Source organism: Parafrankia colletiae, assembly GCF_001854655.1.
In the GTDB taxonomy this organism is placed as follows: domain Bacteria; phylum Actinomycetota; class Actinomycetes; order Frankiales; family Frankiaceae; genus Parafrankia; species Parafrankia colletiae.
Map to the genome: position 1 here is coordinate 163,299 of NZ_MBLM01000080.1, position 21,728 is coordinate 185,026.

15 protein-coding genes are annotated in these 21,728 nt (G+C 71.3%); 3 read left to right on the top strand and 12 right to left on the bottom strand.

The window, feature by feature from the left end; all coding sequences use genetic code 11:
* Positions 1-250: 250 nt before the first annotated feature.
* Positions 251-1,174: a TauD/TfdA dioxygenase family protein gene (locus CC117_RS09920; RefSeq protein ID WP_071083434.1), complete on the bottom strand. Its 924-nt coding sequence runs from the start codon at positions 1,172-1,174 to the stop codon at positions 251-253.
* A 1,480-nt stretch (positions 1,175-2,654) separates the two neighbouring features.
* Between CC117_RS09920 and CC117_RS09925 the strand changes: the two genes are divergently transcribed.
* Positions 2,655-3,437: an AfsR/SARP family transcriptional regulator gene (locus tag CC117_RS09925; protein ID WP_071083435.1), complete on the top strand. Its 783-nt coding sequence runs from the start codon at positions 2,655-2,657 to the stop codon at positions 3,435-3,437.
* 124 nt (positions 3,438-3,561) lie between these two features.
* Here CC117_RS09925 and CC117_RS09930 read toward each other — a convergent pair whose 3' ends face one another.
* The 3 genes from CC117_RS09930 to CC117_RS09940 form a co-directional block, all read right to left on the bottom strand.
* Positions 3,562-3,798, bottom strand: coding sequence for an acyl carrier protein (locus tag CC117_RS09930; RefSeq protein WP_071083436.1), 237 nt, complete (start codon positions 3,796-3,798; stop codon positions 3,562-3,564).
* Entirely contained in the window at positions 3,795-5,720 is a 1,926-nt protein-coding gene (locus CC117_RS09935; protein WP_084131874.1) for an HAD-IIIC family phosphatase, read from the bottom strand. Before CC117_RS09935 ends, CC117_RS09930 begins: the two co-directional genes overlap by 4 nt.
* A gap of 262 nt (positions 5,721-5,982) precedes the next feature.
* Entirely contained in the window at positions 5,983-7,239 is a 1,257-nt protein-coding gene (locus CC117_RS09940; RefSeq protein WP_084131849.1) for an amidohydrolase family protein, read from the bottom strand.
* Between the two features lie 240 nt (positions 7,240-7,479).
* Between CC117_RS09940 and CC117_RS09945 the strand changes: the two genes are divergently transcribed.
* A complete protein-coding gene (locus tag CC117_RS09945) occupies positions 7,480-8,235 on the top strand; it encodes a DUF3710 domain-containing protein (RefSeq protein ID WP_071083437.1) in 756 nt (251 codons plus the stop codon).
* A gap of 46 nt (positions 8,236-8,281) precedes the next feature.
* Here CC117_RS09945 and CC117_RS09950 read toward each other — a convergent pair whose 3' ends face one another.
* Entirely contained in the window at positions 8,282-8,728 is a 447-nt protein-coding gene (locus tag CC117_RS09950) for a nuclear transport factor 2 family protein (protein WP_071083438.1), read from the bottom strand.
* 121 nt (positions 8,729-8,849) lie between these two features.
* On the opposite strand from CC117_RS09950, the gene CC117_RS09955 reads away from it, so the two are divergent.
* Positions 8,850-9,362 carry an NUDIX domain-containing protein gene (locus tag CC117_RS09955; RefSeq protein WP_071083439.1) on the top strand — a complete coding sequence of 171 codons (513 nt, stop codon included), beginning with the start codon at positions 8,850-8,852 and terminating at the stop codon, positions 9,360-9,362.
* Between the two features lie 43 nt (positions 9,363-9,405).
* Here the strand turns inward: CC117_RS09955 and CC117_RS09960 are convergent, their stop codons facing one another.
* The 7 genes from CC117_RS09960 to CC117_RS09985 all read right to left on the bottom strand — a co-directional run bounded on the left by CC117_RS09960 (position 9,406) and on the right by CC117_RS09985 (position 21,593).
* Positions 9,406-10,371 carry an SDR family NAD(P)-dependent oxidoreductase gene (locus CC117_RS09960; protein WP_071083440.1) on the bottom strand — a complete coding sequence of 322 codons (966 nt, stop codon included), beginning with the start codon at positions 10,369-10,371 and terminating at the stop codon, positions 9,406-9,408.
* Between the two features lie 369 nt (positions 10,372-10,740).
* On the bottom strand, positions 10,741-11,430 hold the full coding sequence (locus CC117_RS09965) for a TetR/AcrR family transcriptional regulator (protein ID WP_071083441.1): 690 nt from the start codon (positions 11,428-11,430) through the stop codon (positions 10,741-10,743).
* Positions 11,431-11,811: 381 nt separating this feature from the next.
* Entirely contained in the window at positions 11,812-18,462 is a 6,651-nt protein-coding gene (locus tag CC117_RS09970; RefSeq protein WP_084131855.1) for a type I polyketide synthase, read from the bottom strand.
* Between the two features lie 534 nt (positions 18,463-18,996).
* Complete coding sequence (locus tag CC117_RS09975; RefSeq protein WP_071083443.1) at positions 18,997-19,326, bottom strand: GPP34 family phosphoprotein; 330 nt, start codon at positions 19,324-19,326, stop codon at positions 18,997-18,999.
* A gap of 120 nt (positions 19,327-19,446) precedes the next feature.
* On the bottom strand, positions 19,447-19,578 hold the full coding sequence (locus CC117_RS39780) for a hypothetical protein (protein ID WP_256385368.1): 132 nt from the start codon (positions 19,576-19,578) through the stop codon (positions 19,447-19,449).
* A 480-nt stretch (positions 19,579-20,058) separates the two neighbouring features.
* Positions 20,059-20,685 (bottom strand): PaaI family thioesterase, encoded by a 627-nt coding sequence (locus CC117_RS09980; RefSeq protein ID WP_071083444.1) that lies wholly within the window; start codon positions 20,683-20,685, stop codon positions 20,059-20,061.
* A 107-nt stretch (positions 20,686-20,792) separates the two neighbouring features.
* On the bottom strand, positions 20,793-21,593 hold the full coding sequence (locus tag CC117_RS09985) for an SAM-dependent methyltransferase (protein WP_084131857.1): 801 nt from the start codon (positions 21,591-21,593) through the stop codon (positions 20,793-20,795).
* Positions 21,594-21,728 lie beyond the last annotated feature (135 nt).

Genomic DNA, 21,728 nt, shown 5'->3' on the forward strand with positions numbered 1-21,728 from the left:
CACTCCGCCCCCGGCCGGGTCGGCCCCGTCCGAGGAGACGTCGTGCGCCCAGGCAGGAGGGAGCCGTCACCGGCGGTGGCCACGGGAGCCGGCGGTGCCGGCACCGGCCGTCGCGATGCTCTCATCGATGCTCGCTCCCTTCCTGTCTGTATGCGTTCCCGTCCCTGGACGGGGCTGGTGCCCTGGCGATCGGCTGGATCCCCAGGGGCGGTGTCGGTACGCGGTCTCCGGCCGCCGTGCTGCCGTCGGTTCAGCCGCCGCCCTGGTAGGGCGGTCCGGAGACGAGCTCGGACGGCTCGCCGTCGACCCCCACCGGGACATCGCCTTCGAGGGTCACCCGGTAGAGCACCCGGTCGAACTCGAACTCGAGGTCGTTCAGATCGCCCGGCACGAGATGGGCGGTGGCACGGTTGTCCCAGAACGCCACGCTCCCGGGCTCCCAGCGGAACCTGACCGTGTACTCGAACCGGGTGATCTCACGGTGGAACAGAGCCAGGACGTCCTGGCTCTGCCGTGGTGACAGCCCGACCACCTGCTGGTCGGCCAGCGTGAAGCTGGGGCTGACGAACAGAGCGTGCTCCCCGGTCTCGGGATGGACGCGGACGACCGGGTGAATGGCCGAGAGCGGACTGCGTGCGTCCCGGCTCGCGTAGGAGCCACCGGTCTCGTGGGTGCGGCCGAAGCTGTGCCGGGCGCGGAGCCGGTCGGCCAGGTCCCGCAGCGGACCAGGCAGTCCCTGGTATGCCGCGACGAGGTTCGTCCAGACGGTGTCCCCGCCGTACCGAGGGACCTGTTCGGCCCGCAGGACCGCGGCGGCGGGCGGGTTGACCAGGRCTGTCACGTCGGAGTGCCATCCGTTGTCGAAGGTGGCCCACTTGCGGCCGAACGCGGCCTCGTACCGCCGGCTGTCGAGCGGAAGCACCTCGGGGAAGCCCGGCGGTGTCTCGTCCTCGTGCGGATGGGCGCGGGTGAGCACGCCGAACCTGCGGGCGAAGTCGACATGCTCGCGATGGCCGATGGCCTGCCGGCGGAAGAAGATCACTTTCCAGCGCAGCAGTGCGGCACGGAGCTCCGCGACCGTCGTGTCGTCGAGGTCCTCGCCCAGGTCGACCCCGTCGACGTCCGCTCCGGTGTGGGCGGTAACCGGCCGGACCCCGATGCGGGTCAGGCCCATCGCGTCTGCCACGGCTGCTGTCCACCTCGGGTGCTCGATGTGCATGCGGGTATGTCGGACGGGAGTCGTTGCGGAGAGTTGTCGCGGGCCGGGCGGGCACTGATGCGACGGTTCTTTCTCCCCTTACGGGTGGGTCGGGGGTGGCTCGCCCTTCCGTAGTCCACCTTATCTACCACTCTAGTTATATGAACCTGTCAGTACAATACTAAGTACGACACCGGAAGGGTTTTCCCGGGGGTCGACCGGGTGGGCGATGATCCGCATGCCGTCGCGGGCCGGCTGGCGGGTGCGGCAGGCACGCCGGCCGGCGGGGCTCGCTCGGCGACCTTCCGACCAGGCAGGGCAGGTGTGCGGTCCCCGGTGCCGTCATGCGGGTGGGCCCCGCACTGTCCCCGGGGCGGGAGCTCCGGCAGCCTCCGGCGGGCGTCCCCGCCCCGCGGTGCCCGGGTCGGCCGGAGTATGCGTACCGGTGTGCGCAAGCCGCCGATGCGTCCGGCCGAATGTGCTACGAGTGGTCTTCGCGTGTCGGTGAGCCGGCTTTTCGTTGGCTTCCCCCGAGCTTTTCCTGCTGTTTTCTGTTTTCGTTCTCGAATTAATTCCGCGCTCTCCAGGCCATGGTTGGGGAGCGTCGAAGATGCGGTCAATCCACGTCCCGTAGGGCTGATCACCTCCTGTGCGGGCCGCGGAAGGCCGCCGATCCGGCGGTGTCGAATGCTTCAGGTTCTCCTTCCTGGGTCCTCCGTCGGCCGCCTCCCGCCGCCCTTGATAGGGACCGCTTGCCAACGTCGTGCGCGGTACGTATTCTGTCAAATACCCCCGATTAAGTGTGCTGTCCGTTAGCCGTACCCGCGGTCGGGTGYGTGGTCGGAAGTACGCCAGGTCGGCGAGCGTGCTGGTAGGACGAGTTGATCGCGTCTGTGGGAGGGGTCGGGCTGATGGGAAGACGGCTTCTCGTGCTGTCCCGCCGTCGTCACATCGATTTCTGCCTGGTGGTGACGACCTCCTGTCCTGGGCAGTGAGGGTCGTCACTTTTTTGTCGCTCATGCTCTCCCGCTTTCCGGGCGGGCGAGCGTGGCGTCCCGCCTGGGGAGCCGAGTGGCGTGAACCGACCCGCGCGCTCCGGCCTCGGGTCTCGGCCCGGGCCTCTCGCCGGCACCGGTGCGGCGGGAGGCCGTAGCCGTGCTCCAGGCGGAGGGCGCACGTGCCTGTCGTGGTTCCTCTGCCCTACAAGCGAATAGCCGCCTTTCCCGGGGTGCTTCTCGCGTCGGCTGGACGGGACGCGTCCCACGTCGGTTGGAGTACCCGTGCCGGTCGGGACGGTCGCCRGGCGTCCGTCCGCCACTGCCTGCCCGCCATCCGGTCGCCCGGTGTTCCGCGCCTCCGGCGGCCGGCGGCGCCGCGGTTTGTCGGGCCTCTTCATCCGGTGCCACAGGCAGTAGTCGAAACCCTGAAAGAGCCGTCACGAAGGTCGGAGAACCACGTGAACTACAAGATCCTCGGCCCGCTCCGGGTCTGCGACGGAGACCGCAACCTGACCCCCAGCGCGCGCAAGCCAGCCATCCTCCTTGCCAATTTGCTCATCAAATCCCCGCAGGGAGYCACAATCGAGCAGCTGCAGGGCGAGATCTGGGGTGCAAACCCGCCCAGCAGGGCGGCGGCCGCGGTACACGTCCACGTGTCGCGGCTGCGTAAACTCTGGGGCGGCTCCAGTGGATCCGGTGGCTCCGGATCACCCCTGCAAACCATGACCTCGGGCTACATGATGCGCGTCCGCCCCGGAGAGCTCGATCTTCACGAATTCGACCGCAAGGTCCAGTCCGCGCGTTCCCTGTACAGGTCGGAGCGTTATCACGAGGCATCCGAAAGCCTCCGCACGGCGCTTGATCTCTACCGCGGACCCGTTCTCGACGAGCTGCGGGACAGCCCGGTCGTGCGAAACTTCTCGACTCGTTTCGAGGAGTACCGTCTGGAGTCGATCGAGCTGATGATTGAATGCGAACTCACGCTCGGTCGACACCGTCAGCTCGTCGGGTGGCTCTACGCGCTGGCGGCCGAACACCCGTTGCGGGAGACCTTCCACCGGCATCTCATGATCGCGCTGTACCGGTCGGAGCGGCAGGGCGACGCGCTCAAGGTCTATCAGTCGGCCCGGGCGACGCTGCGGGACGAACTCGGTCTGGAACCGGGCCGCGCGCTGCGAGATCTCCAGCGCGCGATCCTCGCCGCGGACCATCAGCTCGACCTGAGGGCCGTGCACGCCTGAGCGGCCGGGCGCCTGAGCTGCCGGCGCGCCGGTGCGCCGGGGCCGCCGAGCCCGGCGCACCGGCGTGCGGTCACCTGCCGCTCACGCACCGCGGCCGGGTGGGGGTCGGCTGTGGCGCGATCAGTCAGGACTGCCCGGTGCTGACGGCCACCTCGTAGATCGCCTTCAGGGTGGGCGCTTCCAGGACGTCCGGCAGGGAGATCGGGCGGGCGGTCTCGCGCTCCAGGATCACGCAGAGGGCAAGCAGGTGGACCGAGTCCCAGCCGATCACGTCGGGAAGGGGCAGCTCGGCGTCCGCGGGTGTGACCGGCAGGCCGATCTCGTCGCGGATGATGGTCACGAGGTCGTCGACGGTCTTCACGGCGTCTCTCCTCCCGCCAGCTGTACGGCCAGCGCGACGTGGTCGGGGGGTGGGAGGATCTCGGTGAGGTCGTGGCGGAACACGGCCCCCTGTGCCGTCGGCGCCCCGACGGGGACGAAGCCGGCCCGAGGGTAGAAGTCGCGCACCTTGCCGTTCCTGGGCGTCTCGCGGTAGGTGCCGACGACGGCGTCCGCTCCGGTGTCGCGCGCGTGCCGCAGCACCGCGGACAGGCAGGCCTGCTCGATGCCCCGGGAGAACACCCGGCAACTGAGCAGGAAGTTGTCGATGTGGACGGTGTCGTCTTCGCGGTAGGCCAGCACGGCGCCGGCGAGGCCGTTGTCCCCGAACCGGTCCGAGCAGCGGATGCCCAGCACCAGGGACTCCGGATCCCGGGTCCGCGCGGCGACCGCGGCCGGTTGCAGCCGCTCGCCGGTGAGATTGAACTGGTTGGTTCGCAACGTGATCTGGGATATCCGGTTGACCTGGCTGTCCGTCGCCGGCGCCAGCAGGACGCGGACTCCCAGCTCCCGCAGGTAGCCGTCGAGCGAGTCGAAGCTGTGCAGGAAGCCGCGGCGGTCGGCCTCCGCGCGGTACCGGGCCGGCCGCTCGTGGTCCTCCTCGGTCAGCACCCGGACGTCGAACCAGCCGTCGGCGAGCAGTGCCTCGACGTGGCGGGCCGGTTCGTCGTCGAGGGCGACCACCGCCACCTCCGGTACCTCCCGGCGTACCAGGCCCCGCTCGTACGGGCTGTCGTCGGCGAACACGAGGCTGTCGACACCCAGGTTGAGGTCGGTGGCCAGCTCCCGCAGGTTGTCGTGCTTCGGGTGCCAGTTGGCGACCACCCGGACGAGATCGCTCTCGCGCAGGACCATGTCGGCATGGTGGGCGAGGACGTCGTGCACCGTCTCCGCGTCGTTCTTGCTGACGGCGGCCAGCAGCACGCCCTGCGAACCGAGCTGCCGCACGACCTGCTGGAACGTGCGGAACGCCTCACCCCGGTACGTCTCGCCGATCTCGATGCCGTCGATCCCGTCGTCACCGAGAACTCCGCCCCACACGGTGCCGTCGAGGTCCAGCACCAGGGTCTTTCTCGTCCGGCCGGTGACCGCGCGGGCGAGGTGACCGATCTCGCGGGCGTACGCGGCGAGCAGCTCGGCGGACAGGTGCGCCTTCGCGTAGAGGCTCATGCGGGTGTCCCGGGCGGGGATGCCACCGGCCAGCAGCGGGTCGGTGTCCACCACGACAAGGGCCGGGTGCTGTTCTGCGAGCCCCAGCAACCGGGCGTTGGCCTCCCGCCAGACCGCTCCGAGCCGGGCGCGGGAGGCATGGTCGACCAGCTGTGCGGTGTGCGTGCGGGTCAGCGGCGTGGTGTTCAGCACGAGAACGCCGTGTCCGACGTCCTCGAAATGCCGCGCCAGGCCCTCGAGGAGCGCGAGTTTCTCGGCCCAGATCCGGTCGACGTCGTCGGGCCGCCACGGGGCGGTGACCTCGGACCAGATCAGATCGGGGCCCAGAAGGCACAGCACCAGGTCGGGCCGTGCGGCGTACAGGTCGCTCGCGGGATCCGCGAGGTCGGCGACGTAGCTGCCGAAGGCTCCGAGGTGCAGACGTGCCAGCAGTCCGTGCCGGGCGAGTTCCGCGGTCAGTGGCGGGACGAGCCCGGCCAGCGTCCCGTGCCCGACCACGGCGATCGTCAGCGCAGTGATCCCAGGATGGCGAGCCAGCACCTCCGCCGGGTCGACCCTGGCCAGCAGACGGCCGGCGCGCAGCAGTTGCTCCTCGGACAGGTCGCTCAGGAGGCCCTGGACTGCCGGGTAGTGCTCCACCAGCTGTCCCGAGCGGTGCAGGTCGAGTAGATCAGGAACGGTTCCGTCATCGTGGGCGGGCTGTGTTCCCACGATCCCGGCAGCGGTCGCCACCATCGGTTTCTCCATAGTCGACGTCCAGTCCTCGTACGCCTCGAGCGGCGATGTCCGCGCGACGGCGCCTGGAGCCGATGTTTCCCGCTGGTGCTAAACAGTTCCTTGTCCTTCGCTTTCACACTGCTGCGCCGCTATACCCGTCGGGCCGCCGGCCTCGGGGATGTACAGCGCGACGCTGCAGTGCTCGAGGGCAGCGGACGGCGCGGCGGCCTCGGCGGCCAGTCCTCCGAGGCCGCCGCCTGCGTGAGTGAGCTGGCCGGGATCAGACCGTGGCGTGCTTCTGGCGGTAGAGCTCGGCCCACTCGGCGCGCGGCCGGATCGTCGTGTCCACGTCGGCGGCGAGCGCCCGCAGCGCGCCCACGGTGGCCCGCTCCCTCGGCAGCTCCGCGAACGGATCCCAGTGGTAGAACCGGCAGGCGTTCTCCCAGGTCATCTTGTTGATCTCCGCGTCGGTGCAGCCGGCCTTCGTGAACTCCTGCTCGAGCCACTCGGGCGCGTCCGGCCAGATCGAGTCGGAGTGCGGGTAGTCGCACTCCCACGCGATGATGTCCATGCCGACCTCGTGGCGCGCGGCGACGGCGTGCGGGTCCGTGACGAAGCAGGCCAGCGACTGCTCGAGGAAGACCTGGCTCGGCAGCCTGCCCCCGAAGTCGCGGCGCARCCACTTCTGGTTCGTGTAGTGGCGGTCGCAGCGGTCCAGGTAGAAGGGCACCCAGCCGATGCCGCCCTCCGCGTAGGAGAACGTCAGGTCGGGGTAGTTGCGGTAGGCGGGGCCCCAGAGCAGGTCCTGGGCGGCGAGCGCCGAGATCTGGCACGCGAGGATCATGGTGTGGTCACGGGGCGCTCCGGGAGCCATCGTGAGCGACCGCAGGCCCATCCCGATGTGCAGCGTCATGGCCACGTTGCACTCGGACATGGCCGTCCAGATCGGCTTCCAGTAGTCCTCGTCGTGGTAGCTGGGCAGGTTGTCGATGTGCGGCATCTCGGGCATGGCGATGCCCCGGGCGCCCTTCGCGGCGACGCGGCGGATCTCCGCGGCGGCCGCCTGCGGGTCGTAGATCGGGGCGATGGCCAGCGGGATGAACCGGCCCGGGTAGGTGGCGCACCACTCGTCGATGTGCCAGTCGTTGTACGCCTGGATCACCGCGGTCGTCGTCTCGTCCCGGAACTGGATCAGGTGGCCACCGCTGAAGCCGGCGAAGGTCGGGAAGCACATCGAGCTCAGGACGCCGTTGCGGTCCATGTCGCGGACGCGGGAGTGGATGTCGTAGGCACCCGGACGCATCTCGGCGAACCCGGACGGTTCGCTGTTCCACTCCAGGGGCGGCCAGCCGACCACGGCGTTGAGGCCGACGAGCCCGGCCGGCCTACCCCGGTACATCCACTGGTTGGCGGTGCCCTGGGTGACGACGTGCGGGGCGGCCTCGGCCCAGCGCTTCGGCAGGTGGCGCTCGAACATGTCCGGTGGCTCGATCACATGGTCGTCCACGCTGACCAGGATCATCTCGTTCTTGTCCACGAGTCTCTCCTCGTTCCGCAGTTCTTGACGAAGTTCAAATCCGATGCCCTCATTGTGCGCCTGTGGGGTCCCTGTGCGAGTCGCGGAACCCGGCCCTTCCCGCCCGGCCTCCGCGTGGACGCCGGCCGGCCTGCCTGGCTGTCCTCGGTGCGACGGCGCCTTGCGGCGCGGAGGGGGTCGGGTGACACTGCGGGAGAGGCGATCCATCCGGCGGTCGCCGGAGCATGCCGGAGGTCGACGATGTTCGGTCGTCGCAGGCCCGCAGCGGACGGTGTCCCCTCGGAGCCGGGCCAGGACGCGGAACCGGGCCAGGGCGCGCCCACGCACGCCGGGCCCTGGGGCGAGGTCGACGCGGCACGACTCGACCCGTCCGGCCGGGACGCATCCGCAGCGGCGTCCCGCCACGTCGACTTCGGCGCGCTGCGTGTCGCCGTCCAGGCCGGCATGACGGCGGAGGTACTGCCGGGCCTCGGTGAGCGCTCCGTTCCGGAACTCGTCCTGCGGACCGGCGAGTTCACCGTGCGGATGGCCGCCTTCGCCGCGCCGAGGAGCCACGACGGGTGGGAGGGGATCCGTGGTGATCACGCCGCGGCCCCCGGCGCCTCGGGGGTCGTCTCGGGTCGGTACGGCCCGGAGTTCCGCAGCGGCGACAGCCGGGTGATCGGGATTGCGGGTCCCCGCTGGTACCTGCGGGTCGCCGTGACCACGACCACGACCGCCTCGGCCGGGGACGACGCGACGACGGCTCTGCCGGTCCTCGACGAGATCCTCGGGGCCACGGTGGTCGTGCGCGGCGCGACCGCCATGCCGGCCGGCGCGGCGCTCCCGCTTCGCCACCCCACGCCCGACGGCCCGGCCGTCGTCACGCTGTCCGACCTGTGGACGGATGACCCGACGACGGCGGGAACCGGAACGCTGGAGCGCAGACCTGCCGTCCACGAGTACGCCGGGGCGTTCACCGGCTCCCTGAGTCGCGATCTCTCCACCTGGGGCTGACCCGGGCGACGGGTCCCGAGCGACGCTCCGGGGGCGATCGATCCGATCAGGGATGGCCGGTCTCCGGCAGGTCCACGGTGTTGCGGCGGTAACTGATCTTCCAGCCGTCCGGCGTGCGCACGTGACGGCTGTGGTGGTGGCCGAGCCAGATGACGCGGGTCAGCCCGTCATCCTGCGTGCGGGCGACTCCGTAGAGCATCGTCGAGCGGGCGGTGTCGCCCTCCAGCGTGATCCGCGGGTTCATCTCCATGTGGATCACCGGGGTCGCGCTCCGCTCCATCACCGCGGCGAGCATGTCCCTGATCGCGGTCCGGCCGTTCGCGGTGCGGCCCGTGCTCATCTCGAACACGCCGTCCTCGGCCCACAGCTCGGCCCAGGCATCGAGATCACGGGTATCGAGCAGCTCGCCGTAGTCGTACAGGCTCTGCAGGATCTCCGCCCGGTCCTCCAGTAGCCGTACACGCTCTTCGAGGCCCAACTCGCCTTTGGTCATGACGGCTAGCTTGACCTCTGTATTTGTACTTAGTCAAGAAAATCCCGGGCGGGTGGGCCCGAGACCGTGCGAGGCCGTGCGGGGCTGGAGCCCTGGCACGGACCGAATATCGTCAGGGCCCATGCGGAATGCGTTTTGCTCCTCCTGCGGTACGCGGTACCAACCCGACGCGGTGTGGCCGCGGGTGTGCGCCGCCTGCGGCGACACCACCTGGCGGAACCCGCTTCCGGTCGCGGTGGTGTTGCTGCCCGTCGCCGAGCCGGACGGCGGGCGCGGTCTGGTGGTGGTGCGCCGCGACATCGACCCGGGTCGTGGCGAGCTGGCACTGCCCGGAGGCTTCATGGAGGTCGGCGAGACCTGGCAGGAGGCCGCGGTGCGGGAGCTGCGGGAGGAGACGGGAATCCCCGCGCCCGCGGGTGACGTCCGCCTGTTCGACGTGCACAGCGGGAACGACGGCGGCTTCGTGCTGGTGTTCGGCCTCCTGCCGGTGCGGTCGCGGGCCGAGCTGCCTCCCGTGGTGCGGACGGAGGAGGCCGCGGAGTGGCTGGTCCTCACGCGACCGCACCGGCTCGTGTTCCCCACCCACACCGACGCGATGGCCTCCTACTTCGTCCAGGTGGACGGGAGGCCATGACCCTGATCTGCGCAGCGCCCCGTCCTGACCCGACCACGTCGGGTCAGGACGGGGCAGGTCCTGGGCCGGCCGGGGCGGTGAGCTCGTCGATCAGCCGGGTCGAGATCTCCCAGAGGCGGCGGGCGCTGTCGGGGTCGGCGACCGAGTCGTCGTAGCCCGACCATGGATGGGTGTCGGGGCCGACGGGCTTGGCCAGGCCGCAGTCCTCCAGCACCAGGCCACCCCGACCGGCGAGTTCGGGCGCGGTCGCGGCCCAGACGGCTGTGGCCGCCGCCTGCGCCGCCGTCCTGACCATCGGCGCGGGTGTGCCCTCGTCCGTGACGAAGCCGATCCGCCGCATCTGCGCGTCGGAGTGGTGGCGCTGGAGCCCGGTCAGAGCCGTCCCGGGCAGCACGGCGTTGGCGAAGATCCCCTCGCCGCTCCAGCGGCGGGTCGCCTCCTGCGCGAACAGGATGTTGGCGCTCTTCGACTCGGCGTAGGCCAGCCCCATGCTGTACTCCCGCGTCCGCCAACCGGGATCGTCGAGACTGACGGGGATTCCCTTGTGCCCGCCCGAGCTCACGACGACGATCCGGGCGCCCCGCTTGGCCAGCTGGCTCCGGAGCAGGGCCGCGAGCCGGAAGTGGCCGAGGTGGTTGGTGGCGAAACGCACGTCCAGCCCGTTGGGGAGATGGGTGTCCGGGGTCTGCGACACCCCGGCGTTGGCGATCAGCAGGTCGACCGGCCCGGTGACCGCCCCGGCGAACTCGGCGACCGCGTCCAGGTCGCTCAGGTCGAGACGGGCCACCTTGATCGTTCCGGCGGCACCGGCGAGGACGTCACGGGCGACCGCCTCGCCGGCGGCGACGTCACGGACGCCCAGGACGAGGTCGGCACCCGCGACGGCGAGAGCCTGGGCCGTCTCGATCCCCATTCCGGACGACGCCCCGGTCACGATGGCGAGCCGACCGCGCAGGTCCGTGGTGCGGACCACCTCGAGGGCCGTGGTCGCCCAGCCGAACCCGCTCACCGCGCGGCGCCGGAAACGCTCGACCGGGGCCGGTCATCCGCCCCGAACGGGCTGTGGGTGTTGCCCATGCGGTCCTCCGGGAGTCCGCCGCGCAGATCAGGTTCCATGGTTTCTCTCTCCCCCCGGGCGTCGCTGTATCGAGATGCTGGCGGGCGTGCCCGGAAACGTTGTAAGTCTCCATGCTCGGGGCACGATCGACCGCACCCGGGCAGGGAAAGGAACATGGCTGCCGTCATGCATGCCTACCTGCATGCGGCCGAAACGACGCAGCCCCGTTGTGGCTGTTCGCAGCAATGCTAGGGCCGTGCTGTCAGGCCCTGCCAATACAACTTTGGGCGGCGGGCTATGCCCGGCCGCTATAGCCGCTTGTCAGCTCATTCCGACGTACGGGGCGGCGGAAGCCGTCGCGGGGGCGGTCGCGGGGGCGGGTTCGGTGTCGGCGAGTCCGGCGAGGCCGCCGCGGACGAGCGTCAGGTAGGTGTCGATCAGGCGGGTGGCGGTGCTGTCGGTCGGATTGCCGTACCACTCGCGCATGATCGTGGAGATCGCCGAGATCAGGATGTCGCTCGCGAGCCGGGCCCGCTCCGCGGGGACACGGAGCTCCCGCGACGTTCGCTCGACCAGGAGCTGACAGATCTGATCCACCCGCGTGTGGACCTCATGGCGTACCTCCTGGCTGCGCTGGGCCGCCGCGAACAGGGCCACGAACAGGGGGTAGCGCTGTCTGCCCGCCCGGAGCGAACCGCGGGCGAGTGCCTCGTACATCCCCTCGATTGTTCTGGCCGCTCGCATCGCCGCGAGGATCTCGTGATGCCCGACGTCTACTTCTCTTCGGTAGACCGCCGTGATAAGACCATCCCGACTCGTGAAATGCTTGTACAGCAGTGCCCGGCTGATTCCGGCGCGGTCCGCGACCGCTTCCATGGACACCGCGTCGAGGCCTCTGTCCGTGACCAGCATGGCGAAGGCCCTCATGATGTCCTCGCGGCGGCTGGCCCCCGACCGCCGCCGGCCCCCGTCCCCGGTGTGGGGAGCCGGTGTCTGCGCGGTCGCGTCCACGTTTCGTTCTGCCTCTGGTGAACCCGAACCGACCCGAATTAACACAGACGGAGCCTTTCCACGGTCTCGAAATAGGCGGCTGGTTTGACGGGGAAGATGGTCCGACGGGACAGGTCCTGGGCAGGATATCGATCCTGGGCGTCGGCAGCGCGCCAAATTCGGAGGATGCGCCAGTGGTGGTGGTGTGGCCATCGCGATGATGGTCGCCACGCGTCCATCCGGCAATGTCACGGAGGAGGAAGTAAAAGCGGGGGAAACAAGGACGAGTACTCCGTATGTTGCCGGCGGGTGGGCCCTGGGCGAGCGCGTCCCGGTCAGGAACGCGCTCGCCGCGGGCGACCGACCGCTGTGGCCCGTCGCGCGGGCGACGTCGCGTGTCGCCTATCCGGCGGTCCCACCGGTCGGCGTCGCGGTGCGCAGCGCCGATGCGCTGGTGGCCGTGGCCGTGGCCGTGGCCGTGGCCGAGGTCGTGGTGCTGGGCGCGGGCGCGGGCGCGCCGGGCGCCGGCACCGGGTTGGCGCCTGCGACCTGGTCGAGTCGGTCGGCCAGGTGGGCGGCGAGAGCCGTCGGGCTGCTGTGCGCCCACAGGACCTTGGTCGCGACCCGCAGGCCCAGGCCCTTCTCGATCCTTGTGCGCAGTTCGAGCATCATCAGCGAGTCCATACCGACGTCGAGCAGCGGAGTCCGCGGGTCGATGGCCGCCCGGTCGATCCGGAGAATGCCGCTGACCTCGCCGATCAGGTAGTTCTCCAGCAGGCTCCGCCGGGTCGCCGGGTCGGCGGTGCCCAGCTCGTCGAGGAGGGCGTTCGCCGCCTGGCCGCCGCCCGCACCGCCGCCGATCGCGACGGTGGCCAGGAACGTCGAGTCGATCGTCGCGCCGAAGTGCGCCAGCCAGGTGGGCTGGTCGACCGGCAGGTAGCCGGCCCGGGCCCGGTCGTGGCGCAGGAGCCGCTCGCAGGCGTCCAGCCCCTCCTCGACGTCGATCATGGCGTAGCCGCGCTCCTCGAACGAGGCGCCGCGGCCGTGGTCCGCCCAGGCCCCCCAGTTGACGCTGATCGCGGGGAGGCCCTGGGCGCGCCGCCAGCTGGTGAAGGTGTCGAGCCAGGCGTTCGCCGCGGCGTAGGAGCCCTGGCCGGGGAAGCCGAGCAGGGCGGCGGCCGAGGAGAACCCGAACCACCAGTCCAGGTCGTGGCCCTCGCAGGCCTCGTGCAGCCGCCACGCCCCGACGACCTTCGGCTGCCACACCCGGTCGAGGAGCTCGTCGGAGATCAGGGTGACGACGGCGTCCTCGACGACGGCGGCGCCGTGCAGCACGCCCCGCAGCGGCAACCCGGTGGCTGTGGCGGCGGCGACCAGGCGCTGTGCCGTGTCACCGACGGCGATGTCACCGCGGACGACCTCGATGTCGGTGCCGGCGCCCCGCAGTTCGGCGAGCACGGCTTCGGCGGCGGCGGAGGGCGCGGACCGGCCGTTGAGGACGATCCGGCCGGCGCCGGAGCGGCTGAGCCAGCGGGCGAGGACCAGGCCGAGCCCGCCGAGGCCGCCGGTGACGACGTAGGCGCCGTCGCCCCGTATCACCGGGATGTCGTTGGGCGCCACGACGACTGTCGTCTCGCCGTCGGCCGGGATGGTGAGGATCAGCTTGCCGATGTGCTCGCCGGCGCCCATGGACCGGAAGACCCCCGAGGCCTCGGCGATCGGGAACGCGGTGTGTTCCAGCGGAGTGAGCCGGCCGGCGGCGAGCTCCTCGCCGACCTCCCGCACCAGCCGGTCGAGCAGCGCGGGCTGGTCGGTGCCGAGCAGGCCGAGATCGACGCTGGCGAACGTGATGTTGCGGCGGAACGGGAACATGCCGAGCTTCGCGTCGGAGTAGATGTCCCGCTTGCCGAGCTCGATGAAGCGGCCGCCGACGCGCAGCAGGTCGAGGCCGGCCCGCAGCGCCGGCCCGGTCAGCGAGTTCAGCACGACGTCCACGCCGTCGCCGGTGAGCTCGCGGATCTGCTCGGCGAACCGCGCGGACCGGGAGTCGAAGACGTGCCGGATGCCGAGCTCGCGCAGGTAGGCGCGTTTGCGTTCGGAACCGGCGGTGGCGAGGATCTCCGCGCCGGCGGCACGCGCGATCGCGATCGCGGCGAGGCCCACGCCGCCGCTCGCCGCGTGGATCAGCACCCGCTCCCCGGCCCGGAGACCGGCCAGCTCGTGCAGGCCGTACCAGGCGGTGAGGTAGACGGCCGGCAGGGCGGCGGCAGCCTCCAGCGTCATGCCGTCGGGCACCGGGAAGGCCCGCGTCGCCCGGGTCGTGTGGAAGGTTCCGAGCGCCCCGAAGTCCATCACGGCGACGCGGTCGCCGGGCCGGACGCCCTCCACGCCCGGGCCGACGGCCGTGACCGTGCCGGCGCCGTCGGCGCCGAGCGGGATCGGCTTGCCGTCCGCGGTCTGGTACACCCCCATGGCGTTCAGGACGTCGGCGAAGTTGATGCTCGCCGCGCGCAGCTCGATCTCGATCTCGCCGGGTCCGGGGGAGCGCCGGTCCCGTGCGACGAACTCGAAGGAGTCGAGGTCGCCGGGCTGGCGCACGCCGAGCGTGATGCCGTCACGGCCGAACCGGCGCACCTGGGTGCGGCGGTCGCCGTCCCGCAGCGGGCTTGTGCGCAGCCGGGCGAGGTAACGGTTCCCGGCCCGCCAGGCCACCTCGTCGTCGGGAAGCCCGGCGCACAGCTCCGCGCACAGGTCCTTGCCACCAGCGGTGGCGTCGACGTCCAGATGGGTGATCTGCAGCTCGGCGTGCTCGTAGCTGATGACCCGGTACAGGCCGCGCAGGGCGCCGGCGTCCAGCGCCGTTCCCTCGCCCTCGAACACGGGCTGGACGTCCCGCGTGAGCACCCAGAGCCTGGGCACCGCCGTGTCGTTCTCCTCGACGAGCGCGCGGACCAGCCGAGCCAGCCGGCGGACGCGGTCGCGGGCCCGGGTGAGGCCGCGCGGGTCGACGTGCGGCGCCGCCCCCGGAGCCGCCCCCGGCGCGACGAACACCAGCCCGCGCCAGTCGGGGACCGCACGCAGCCACTCGGCGACGAGCTCGGTCTGCGCGCGGTCGCCCTCCTCGCCGGCGGGAAGGCGCACCACCTCGGCCCGCAGACCCCGGGCGCGCAGCCCGACGACGACCTCGCCCGCGATGTCCTGCGGGTCGTCCTCCTCCGAGAGCAGCAGCCAGCTGCCTGTGCCCGCCTCTTCGCCGGCGGCCGGCGGCAGCGGCCGCTCCTCCCAGTCGACGCCGAGCAGCCGCCGGGCGAAACGCAGGTCGGCCGTGGTGGCACTCGCCCCGCCCAGGTGCACGTCGCGCAGTTCCGCCAGGACGGCGCCGTCGGCGGCGAGCAGGGTCAGGTCACCGAACGCGGCGGTGGCCTCCTGCCGGGTCAGCCGGGCGAGGCAGTAGCGCCCGCGGGAGGTGTCGCCGTACACGCGCAGCGTGCCGACGCCCAGCGGCAGGCTCAGGCCGTCGACGGCGTCGCGGGCCGTGGCCAGCGCCGGGTGCGCGGCCAGCGTCTGCAGACAGGTGTCGAGCACCACCGGGTGCAGGCGGAACGCCGACGCCTCGGCCCGCAGCCCGGTCGGCAGCTCGAGGCGTCCCAGCACGGTGGACGTGTCCGCGTCGCCGTGGTGGATGGCGGTCAGGCCGGCGAAGTTCGGCCCGTGGTGGATCCCGGTGGCGCGCAGCCGCTCGTAGAAGGCGTCGACGTCCCCCGCCGTCGGGTGCTCCCGCAGTGCCGCCTCGACGTCGACCGGGGCCGGTGGCCGCGGTCGCGGCACCCGGCGGGCTCGGGCGACCGCGTGCTCCGCCCACACCTCGTCCGTGCCGAGGGAGACGATGCGCAGCGCGGCCTGGTCCTCTGCCTGGTAGTCGGCGATCAGGGAGAGCGGGGTGTGGTCGTCGAGGAACAGCACGCCCCGGAACTCGATGTCGACGATCTCGGTCGCCGTGTCCGTGCCGAAGATCTGCGTCGCCGCGGCGAGCGCCATCTCGCAGTAGCCGGCGCCGGGGAGGACCACGGCGTCGCGTACCTGGTGGTCGGCGAGCCAGGGCAGCGCCGCGGTGCCGGCGTCCGCCTGCCAGACATGACCGCCCTCGGCCGACGGGACCTGCACGTGTACGCCGAGCAGCGGGTGCACGGCCACGACCCGCGCGCTCGTGGCATCCGCGAGCTCGATCATCAGATGCTCGTGGTTCCACGCGGTGGCCGGCAGGTCGACGAGCCGGCCGGACGGATGATCGAGGCTCCAGTCCACCGCCACACCGGCGCAGTGGACGGCGCCGAGCCGCGTGAGGAACGCGCGGTGGACGTCGTCGCCCCGCCGCATCGTCTCCACGACCGCGGCGTCCCGCCCGACCTTCGTGATCGTCTCGGTGATCGAGCGGAGCAGGAGGGGATGCGGCGCGACCTCGACGAAGCAGCGCTGCCCGTCGTCGAGCGCCGCGGTGACCGCGCTCGCGAAGCGAACCGGCCGGCGCAGGTTGTCCGACCAGTAGGGACCGTCGAACGACGGCTGCCCGAGCGGATCGCCGAGCACCGTGCTGAAGAAGGGGATCGCCGCCTCGCGCGGCGCCAGGTCACCGAGGGCGGCGACGAGATCCGGCAGGATCGGGTCGACCTGGCTGGAATGCGAGGCGACGTCCACCGCGATCTCGCGGGCGAACAGCCCGCGCGCCTCCCAGGCGGCGACGAGCTGGCTCACCCGCTCGGCGTCCCCCGCCACCACGGTGGACGTCGGTGCGGCCAGCACCGCGACGACCACGTCGTCGATGCCCGCCGCGGCCAGTTCGGCGTCGAGGTCCGCGGCGGACAGCTCCACCGAGGCCATCCGGCCGGAGCCCGACAGCTGCCGCATCAGCCGCGAGCGCCGGCAGATCACCTTCACCCCGTCCGCCAGCGGCAGGGCGCCGCTCACCACCGCGGCCGCCGCCTCACCCATCGAATGGCCCAGCACCCCCGCGGGCTCGACGCCGTGCGCCCGCCAGGTCGCCGCCAGCGCCACCTGCATCGCGAAGATCACCGGCTGGACGCGGTCGATGGCGGCCGAGGGCGCGGCGCTGATCAGCTCACCCGTCACGGAGAACCCGGACTCGGCCTGGACGAGCGGCTCCACCTGCGCGATCGTCGCCGCGAAGGCGGCCTCCCGCTCGAGGAACTCGCGACCCATGCCCGCCCACTGCGAACCCTGGCCGGAGAACACGAACACCGGGCCGGGAACCCGGACCCGGGTCGTGCGGGATTCGGTCACGGGCGAGGACTCGCCGCGGGCGAAGCCGCGGAGCTGCTCGACCAGCTCGCCGCGGTCGGCGGCCGTGATCGCCAGCCGCGCCTGGCGGCTACCGCGGCGCCGCGCCAGCGTCCACCCGACGTCGCGCAGGGGGACGTCCACGTGGTCGTCAAGCCAGTCGGCGAGGCCGTCGGCGGTCCGGGCCAGCGCCGCCGGCGAACTCGCGGACACGGGGATGACCAGCGGGCGCGGGACGTCCCGCGTGACCGGCGTCGTTTCCGTGACCGGCGTCGTTTCCGTGATCGGCGCGGCTTCCGTGATCGGCGTGGTCTCCGTGATCGGCGTGGTCTCCGCGACCGGCGTGACTGGTGTGGCCTGGGTGGCGTGCGCCCCGGCGACGTCGACGGCGGTGCGCGCGGTCCGCTGGCGGGGGAGGACCGCCGGATCGGCGGACTGGAGCAGTACATGCGCATTGGTACCGCTGAACCCGAACGACGAGACGGCGGCCAGCCGCGGTCCGTCAGGAACCGGCCAGCTGACCGTCTCGGTGGGGACGAAGAAGCGGCTGCCGCCGTGGTCGATGCTGGGATTCCAGGACCGGAAGTGCAGATTGGGCGGGATGACACCGCGCTGCAGACACAGCACGGCCTTGATGAGACCCGCGATACCCGACGCGGCCTCGAGGTGGCCGATGTTCGATTTGATCGAACCCAGCGCGCACGGGTTCTCCCCGGTCCCGTACACCGCCGCGAGTGCTCCGAACTCGACGGGATCACCCACCGGGGTACCCGTGCCGTGGGTCTCCACCAGACCGATCTGCGCGGGGTCGATCCCGGTGGCCGCGAGCGCCTCCCGCAGCAGTGCCTCCTGCGCCGGCTGCGACGGCTGCGTCAGCCCGTTCGACCGGCCGTCCTGGTTCACCGCCCCGCCCCGGATCAGAGCGAGAACCCGATCGCCGGCCCTGACGGCGTCCCGCAGGCGTTTCAGAACAATGATCCCGCAGCCTTCGGCCCGGACGAAACCGTCGGCCTCGGCATCGAACGGGGCGCACCGCCCACGCGGTGAGAGCATTCCCCAGTTCGAGAAGGCGACGCCCGTCTCCGGACCCAGGACCAGGTTGATCCCGCCGGCCAGTGCCATGTCCGTCTCGCCGGAGAGCAGGCTGCGGGCCGCCATGTTCACGGCCAGCAGCGACGACGAGCAGGCGGTGTCGACGGACACCGCGGGGCCGTGCGCGCCGAGCAGGTAGGAGATCCGGCCGGACGCGACACTGTGCGCGTTGCCGGTGGCCGAGTAGGGGCTCGACGCGGCGCCGCCGAGCTGGCTGCGCAGCAGGTAGTCCACGGTCGACATCCCGGTGTACACGCCGGTGCGGGTCCCCGCGACCGAAGCCGGCGGGATGCCGGCCTGTTCCAGGGCCTCCCAGGCGACCTCGAGCAGCACCCGCTGCTGCGGGTCCATCGCCAGCGCCTCGGCCCGGCTGATCGTGAAGAACTCGGTGTCGAAGCCGCCGACATCGTCAAGGAACCCGCCCCAGCGGCTGCACATCCGGCCGGGGACGGAAGGCTCCGGGTCGTAGTAGGCGTCCGCGTCCCAGCGGTCGCCCGGAATGTCGGTGACGGCATTGACACTGTTGTGCAGGACGCGCCACAGCGGCTCGGGGGAGGTCACCCCTCCGGGCAGCCGGCATCCAATTCCAACGATCGCGACCATTTCGGCGTCTGGTAGATCGCTGTTCTTTCGGGTCGTATCCGGGGAAGAGGCGTATTTGGCCATGGAATTGTCCGTCTCCGAAATTGGGAACAGTGCCGACAGCGGTTGCGCAAAACGCTGGAGCCCTGGACATGCGGGCGCAGCCACATAACACGCGGAGTACGGCGAAACCAGGCACTGCTATCCCGCCACCACGCATCCTCTGTGCCGCGGTGAGCTTTCCTTCGGCTTACACCAGGCACGCAAGCAGGGCCGACGATAGGCAGGATGAACGCTACCCAGCAACCACCGTCCGCTTTCGTCTGACGGCCAAAGGTGACAGGTCCACCCGCATGGCAAGATCAAAGTTACGGGTTCGCTCTGCCGACCAGCACCAGGGTGGCTGGCCTCGCGTGGTGACGCGCTCACAGCCGTCCTGGGCGCGCGCAGCCCGAAAGTGCTACCCGAGGTGGTCGGCCTGGCGACTGGCGCGCGGTCGGCAGTCCCGTGGCCTGGATGGCTCCGGGGGCGGAACTGCGGAAACAGGTGCCCGGCGATCGGAGCCGCCGCCGAGCGGTGGGCCCTGGCGGAGATCGATGCCCTGATGGTGACGCTCGGTTATGCCTCGGCGTCGGTCTCCAGGGCGAGGTGACCGCCGTGGCCGGCGCGGCAGGAGATCAGGATGAGCCGCTCGCCGCGGTCGTCGCGGCGGCGGCCCCGATCGCCGCGGCGGACGCTGCCTGAGCCTCTTTCAGGACCTGCACCACGACCGGGGCGACCGGCGTCGCGGCCGTCGCGGTGGCGATCCGCGACCACGCCGCCCGTCAGGCCGAGTTCGGCGATGAGCGCGCCGCCCAGCGTCATGGCCAGCGGCTGCCTCGACGAGTTGACGGGTGCGCCCGTGGCCGGGTCGAGTGCAAGGAGGAGCAGTTCCCCGGCGATGAGCACGGTCCACCCCCAGGGTGATCGTCGTCTGGTCGTGAAAAGCCGCCGCCCGCCCACCGGAGTGCGGTGGGCGGGCGGCGGATCTGGGCCGGCGTCATGGTCTGTCGGTGGGTCGTGGCCCTGTCAGTAGCGGGTGCCCGCCGTCGAGCGGTTCCGCGGCCGCCGCCGCAGTCGCCGCAGACCGCGTGCCGCCGACCGGTCGGCCGCGTTCACGTCACGCCGGGCCTCGTTGCGGAGCCTCCGTAGCAACTTCATCGCTTCCTCCTCGGCTTCGTCGTGTCCCTGGTGCGTCGGCCTCGTCCCGTGCCGRCCTGATGGGGACATGCCCGCTCTTCCGCCCGTAACACACCTTGTCTCGCAAGGCGGAGCGGCAGACGTCCTCGTGGGGCCCGTGAGCTGGGACGATGCGAGAAGGATTCCGGGGGCACTCAGCGCCGGCGGCCCCGGTGGCAGGCGAAGCGATCCGTGCGGGTCGCGGCATCAGCCGCGACGCCAGCGCTGGTAGGCACCGCCGTCGCAACCGGTCGTGATGAGTGCGCCGGATCCGTTGCTCTGCACGCATCTGATGGGGTCAAACCTTCGAGTGCGCGGGAAAAACGGAACGGCAGAGGAAGTGGTGCTTCCCGGTGGCGAAACCAGAAAAATCCGGTGAACGCTGGCATAAATGTGGCACTGGATTGCTCTGAAACCGTGCCCTGGACAGGCCTTCAGTCGCCTCGGGACCGACTGGGCACTTCAGGGCTGACCGGTTCTCAGCTGGACGAACAGGCTTTCGGCCTCCGCACACAACGTGTCGCCGTCGAAAAGCCGGCCGGTGAGAACGAGCTTACGGCCCTCGACACGGTCGACCGTCGCCTCCACCCGCAGGGGAACGCCGACCCGAGTGAGCGCACGGTAGTTCACGTTCAGGTACACCGACCGGGCGAAGACGCCGCCGGCGTTGGCCAGCACGGCCAGCACCTCGTCGAACACCAGCGGGATGGCACCGCCGTGAACCGCGCCGTTCACGGTCACGTAGTGCCGGCCGAACGTCACGTGGCAGGTGGCCCGGTCCCGGGCGCGCACATCCCACAGCACGACGGGCGCCATCGTCTGGCCGCGGCCCGCGAGATCCAGTCGCAGCCCGGTCGCCCGTTCGGACTCCGCGACCGCGAACGGTGCCAGCCGTGCACTGATCTGTGCGAAATGATCAGCAACCTGCGTCACCACCTCGGCCGGCGGGCAGGCGTCGGTCACGACATCGAGCAGGTGGCGCAGGTTGTCGACGAAACGACCGAAGTCCGGGCCGCCGGGCAGGTCGGCGCCGAGGTCCGGTGCGGGAACAGTCGGTACGTCAGGTAAATCGGTGAAGGGTTCCGTCACCGCCCAAGCGTCCCAAAAATCCGGCCGGGGTGTGTGGCTGGATCCCTCGCGTTGTTCAGTTGCCGCCGGCCGGTGCGCTGGCCGGCGGCGGTGGGCCGGCGGCCAGCTCAGGGGACGCGGGCCAGGACGCCATAGACGTTCACGCGATCGTCGGCCAGCTCCTCACCCGTGTTCTCCTCGGGGTGCCACCGGTGCACCGGCACGACACCCGGATCGACGAGTTCCAGGCCGGTGAGGAAATCCTCGATCTCGGACCGGGAGCGCGGCGTCAGTGCAATACCGCGCGCCTGGTAGGTGGCCGACACCTTCGCCGCCGCCTCCGGCGCGAAGTCCCCGGTGGCGTGGGTGAGGACGACGTAGCTGCCGGAGGGCAGGATCTCGGTGTAGCGGCGGACGAGGCCGTACGGGTCGTCGGACGCGGGAATGAAGTGCAGCACGGCGATCAGTGAAAGCACAAGCGGCTGGTCGAGGTCGAGCGTCTCGGCCAGTTCGGTCGAGCGCAGGATCTTCTCCGGCTCGCGCAGGTCGGCGTCGAGGTACGCGGTGCGGCCCTGCGTGGAACCGGTGAGCAGTGCCCGGGCGTGCGCCAGGACGATCGGATCGTTGTCGACGTACACGATGTGGGCGTCCTTGGCGCTCTCCTGCGCGACCTCGTGCAGGTTCGGCGATGTCGGGATGCCGGTGCCGATGTCGATGAACTGCCGAAGGCCCAGCTCCCCGACGAGCTTGCGGGTCGCGCGGTGCAGGAAGGCCCGGTTCTCCCGCGCTCCGGTCCGCATGTCCGGGAAGATCGCCAGCGTCTGCTCGGCGGCCTCCCGGTCGGCCGGGAAGTTGTCCTTCCCGCCGAGGAAGTAGTCGTAGACCCGAGCCGAGTGCGGTACGTCCGTCCGCAGGTTCACCGGCTCCACGTGATCAACCAGCCGGTTCCAGCGAAGAACGCGCCTCGGTTCGCTACTCACAGCCCGCCCTCTCGCGATCGTCGCACCCGCCCCCGCAGGCTGCCGGGCGGCCAGGTGCCGCCCGCCATCGCGCCCACCGCAGCG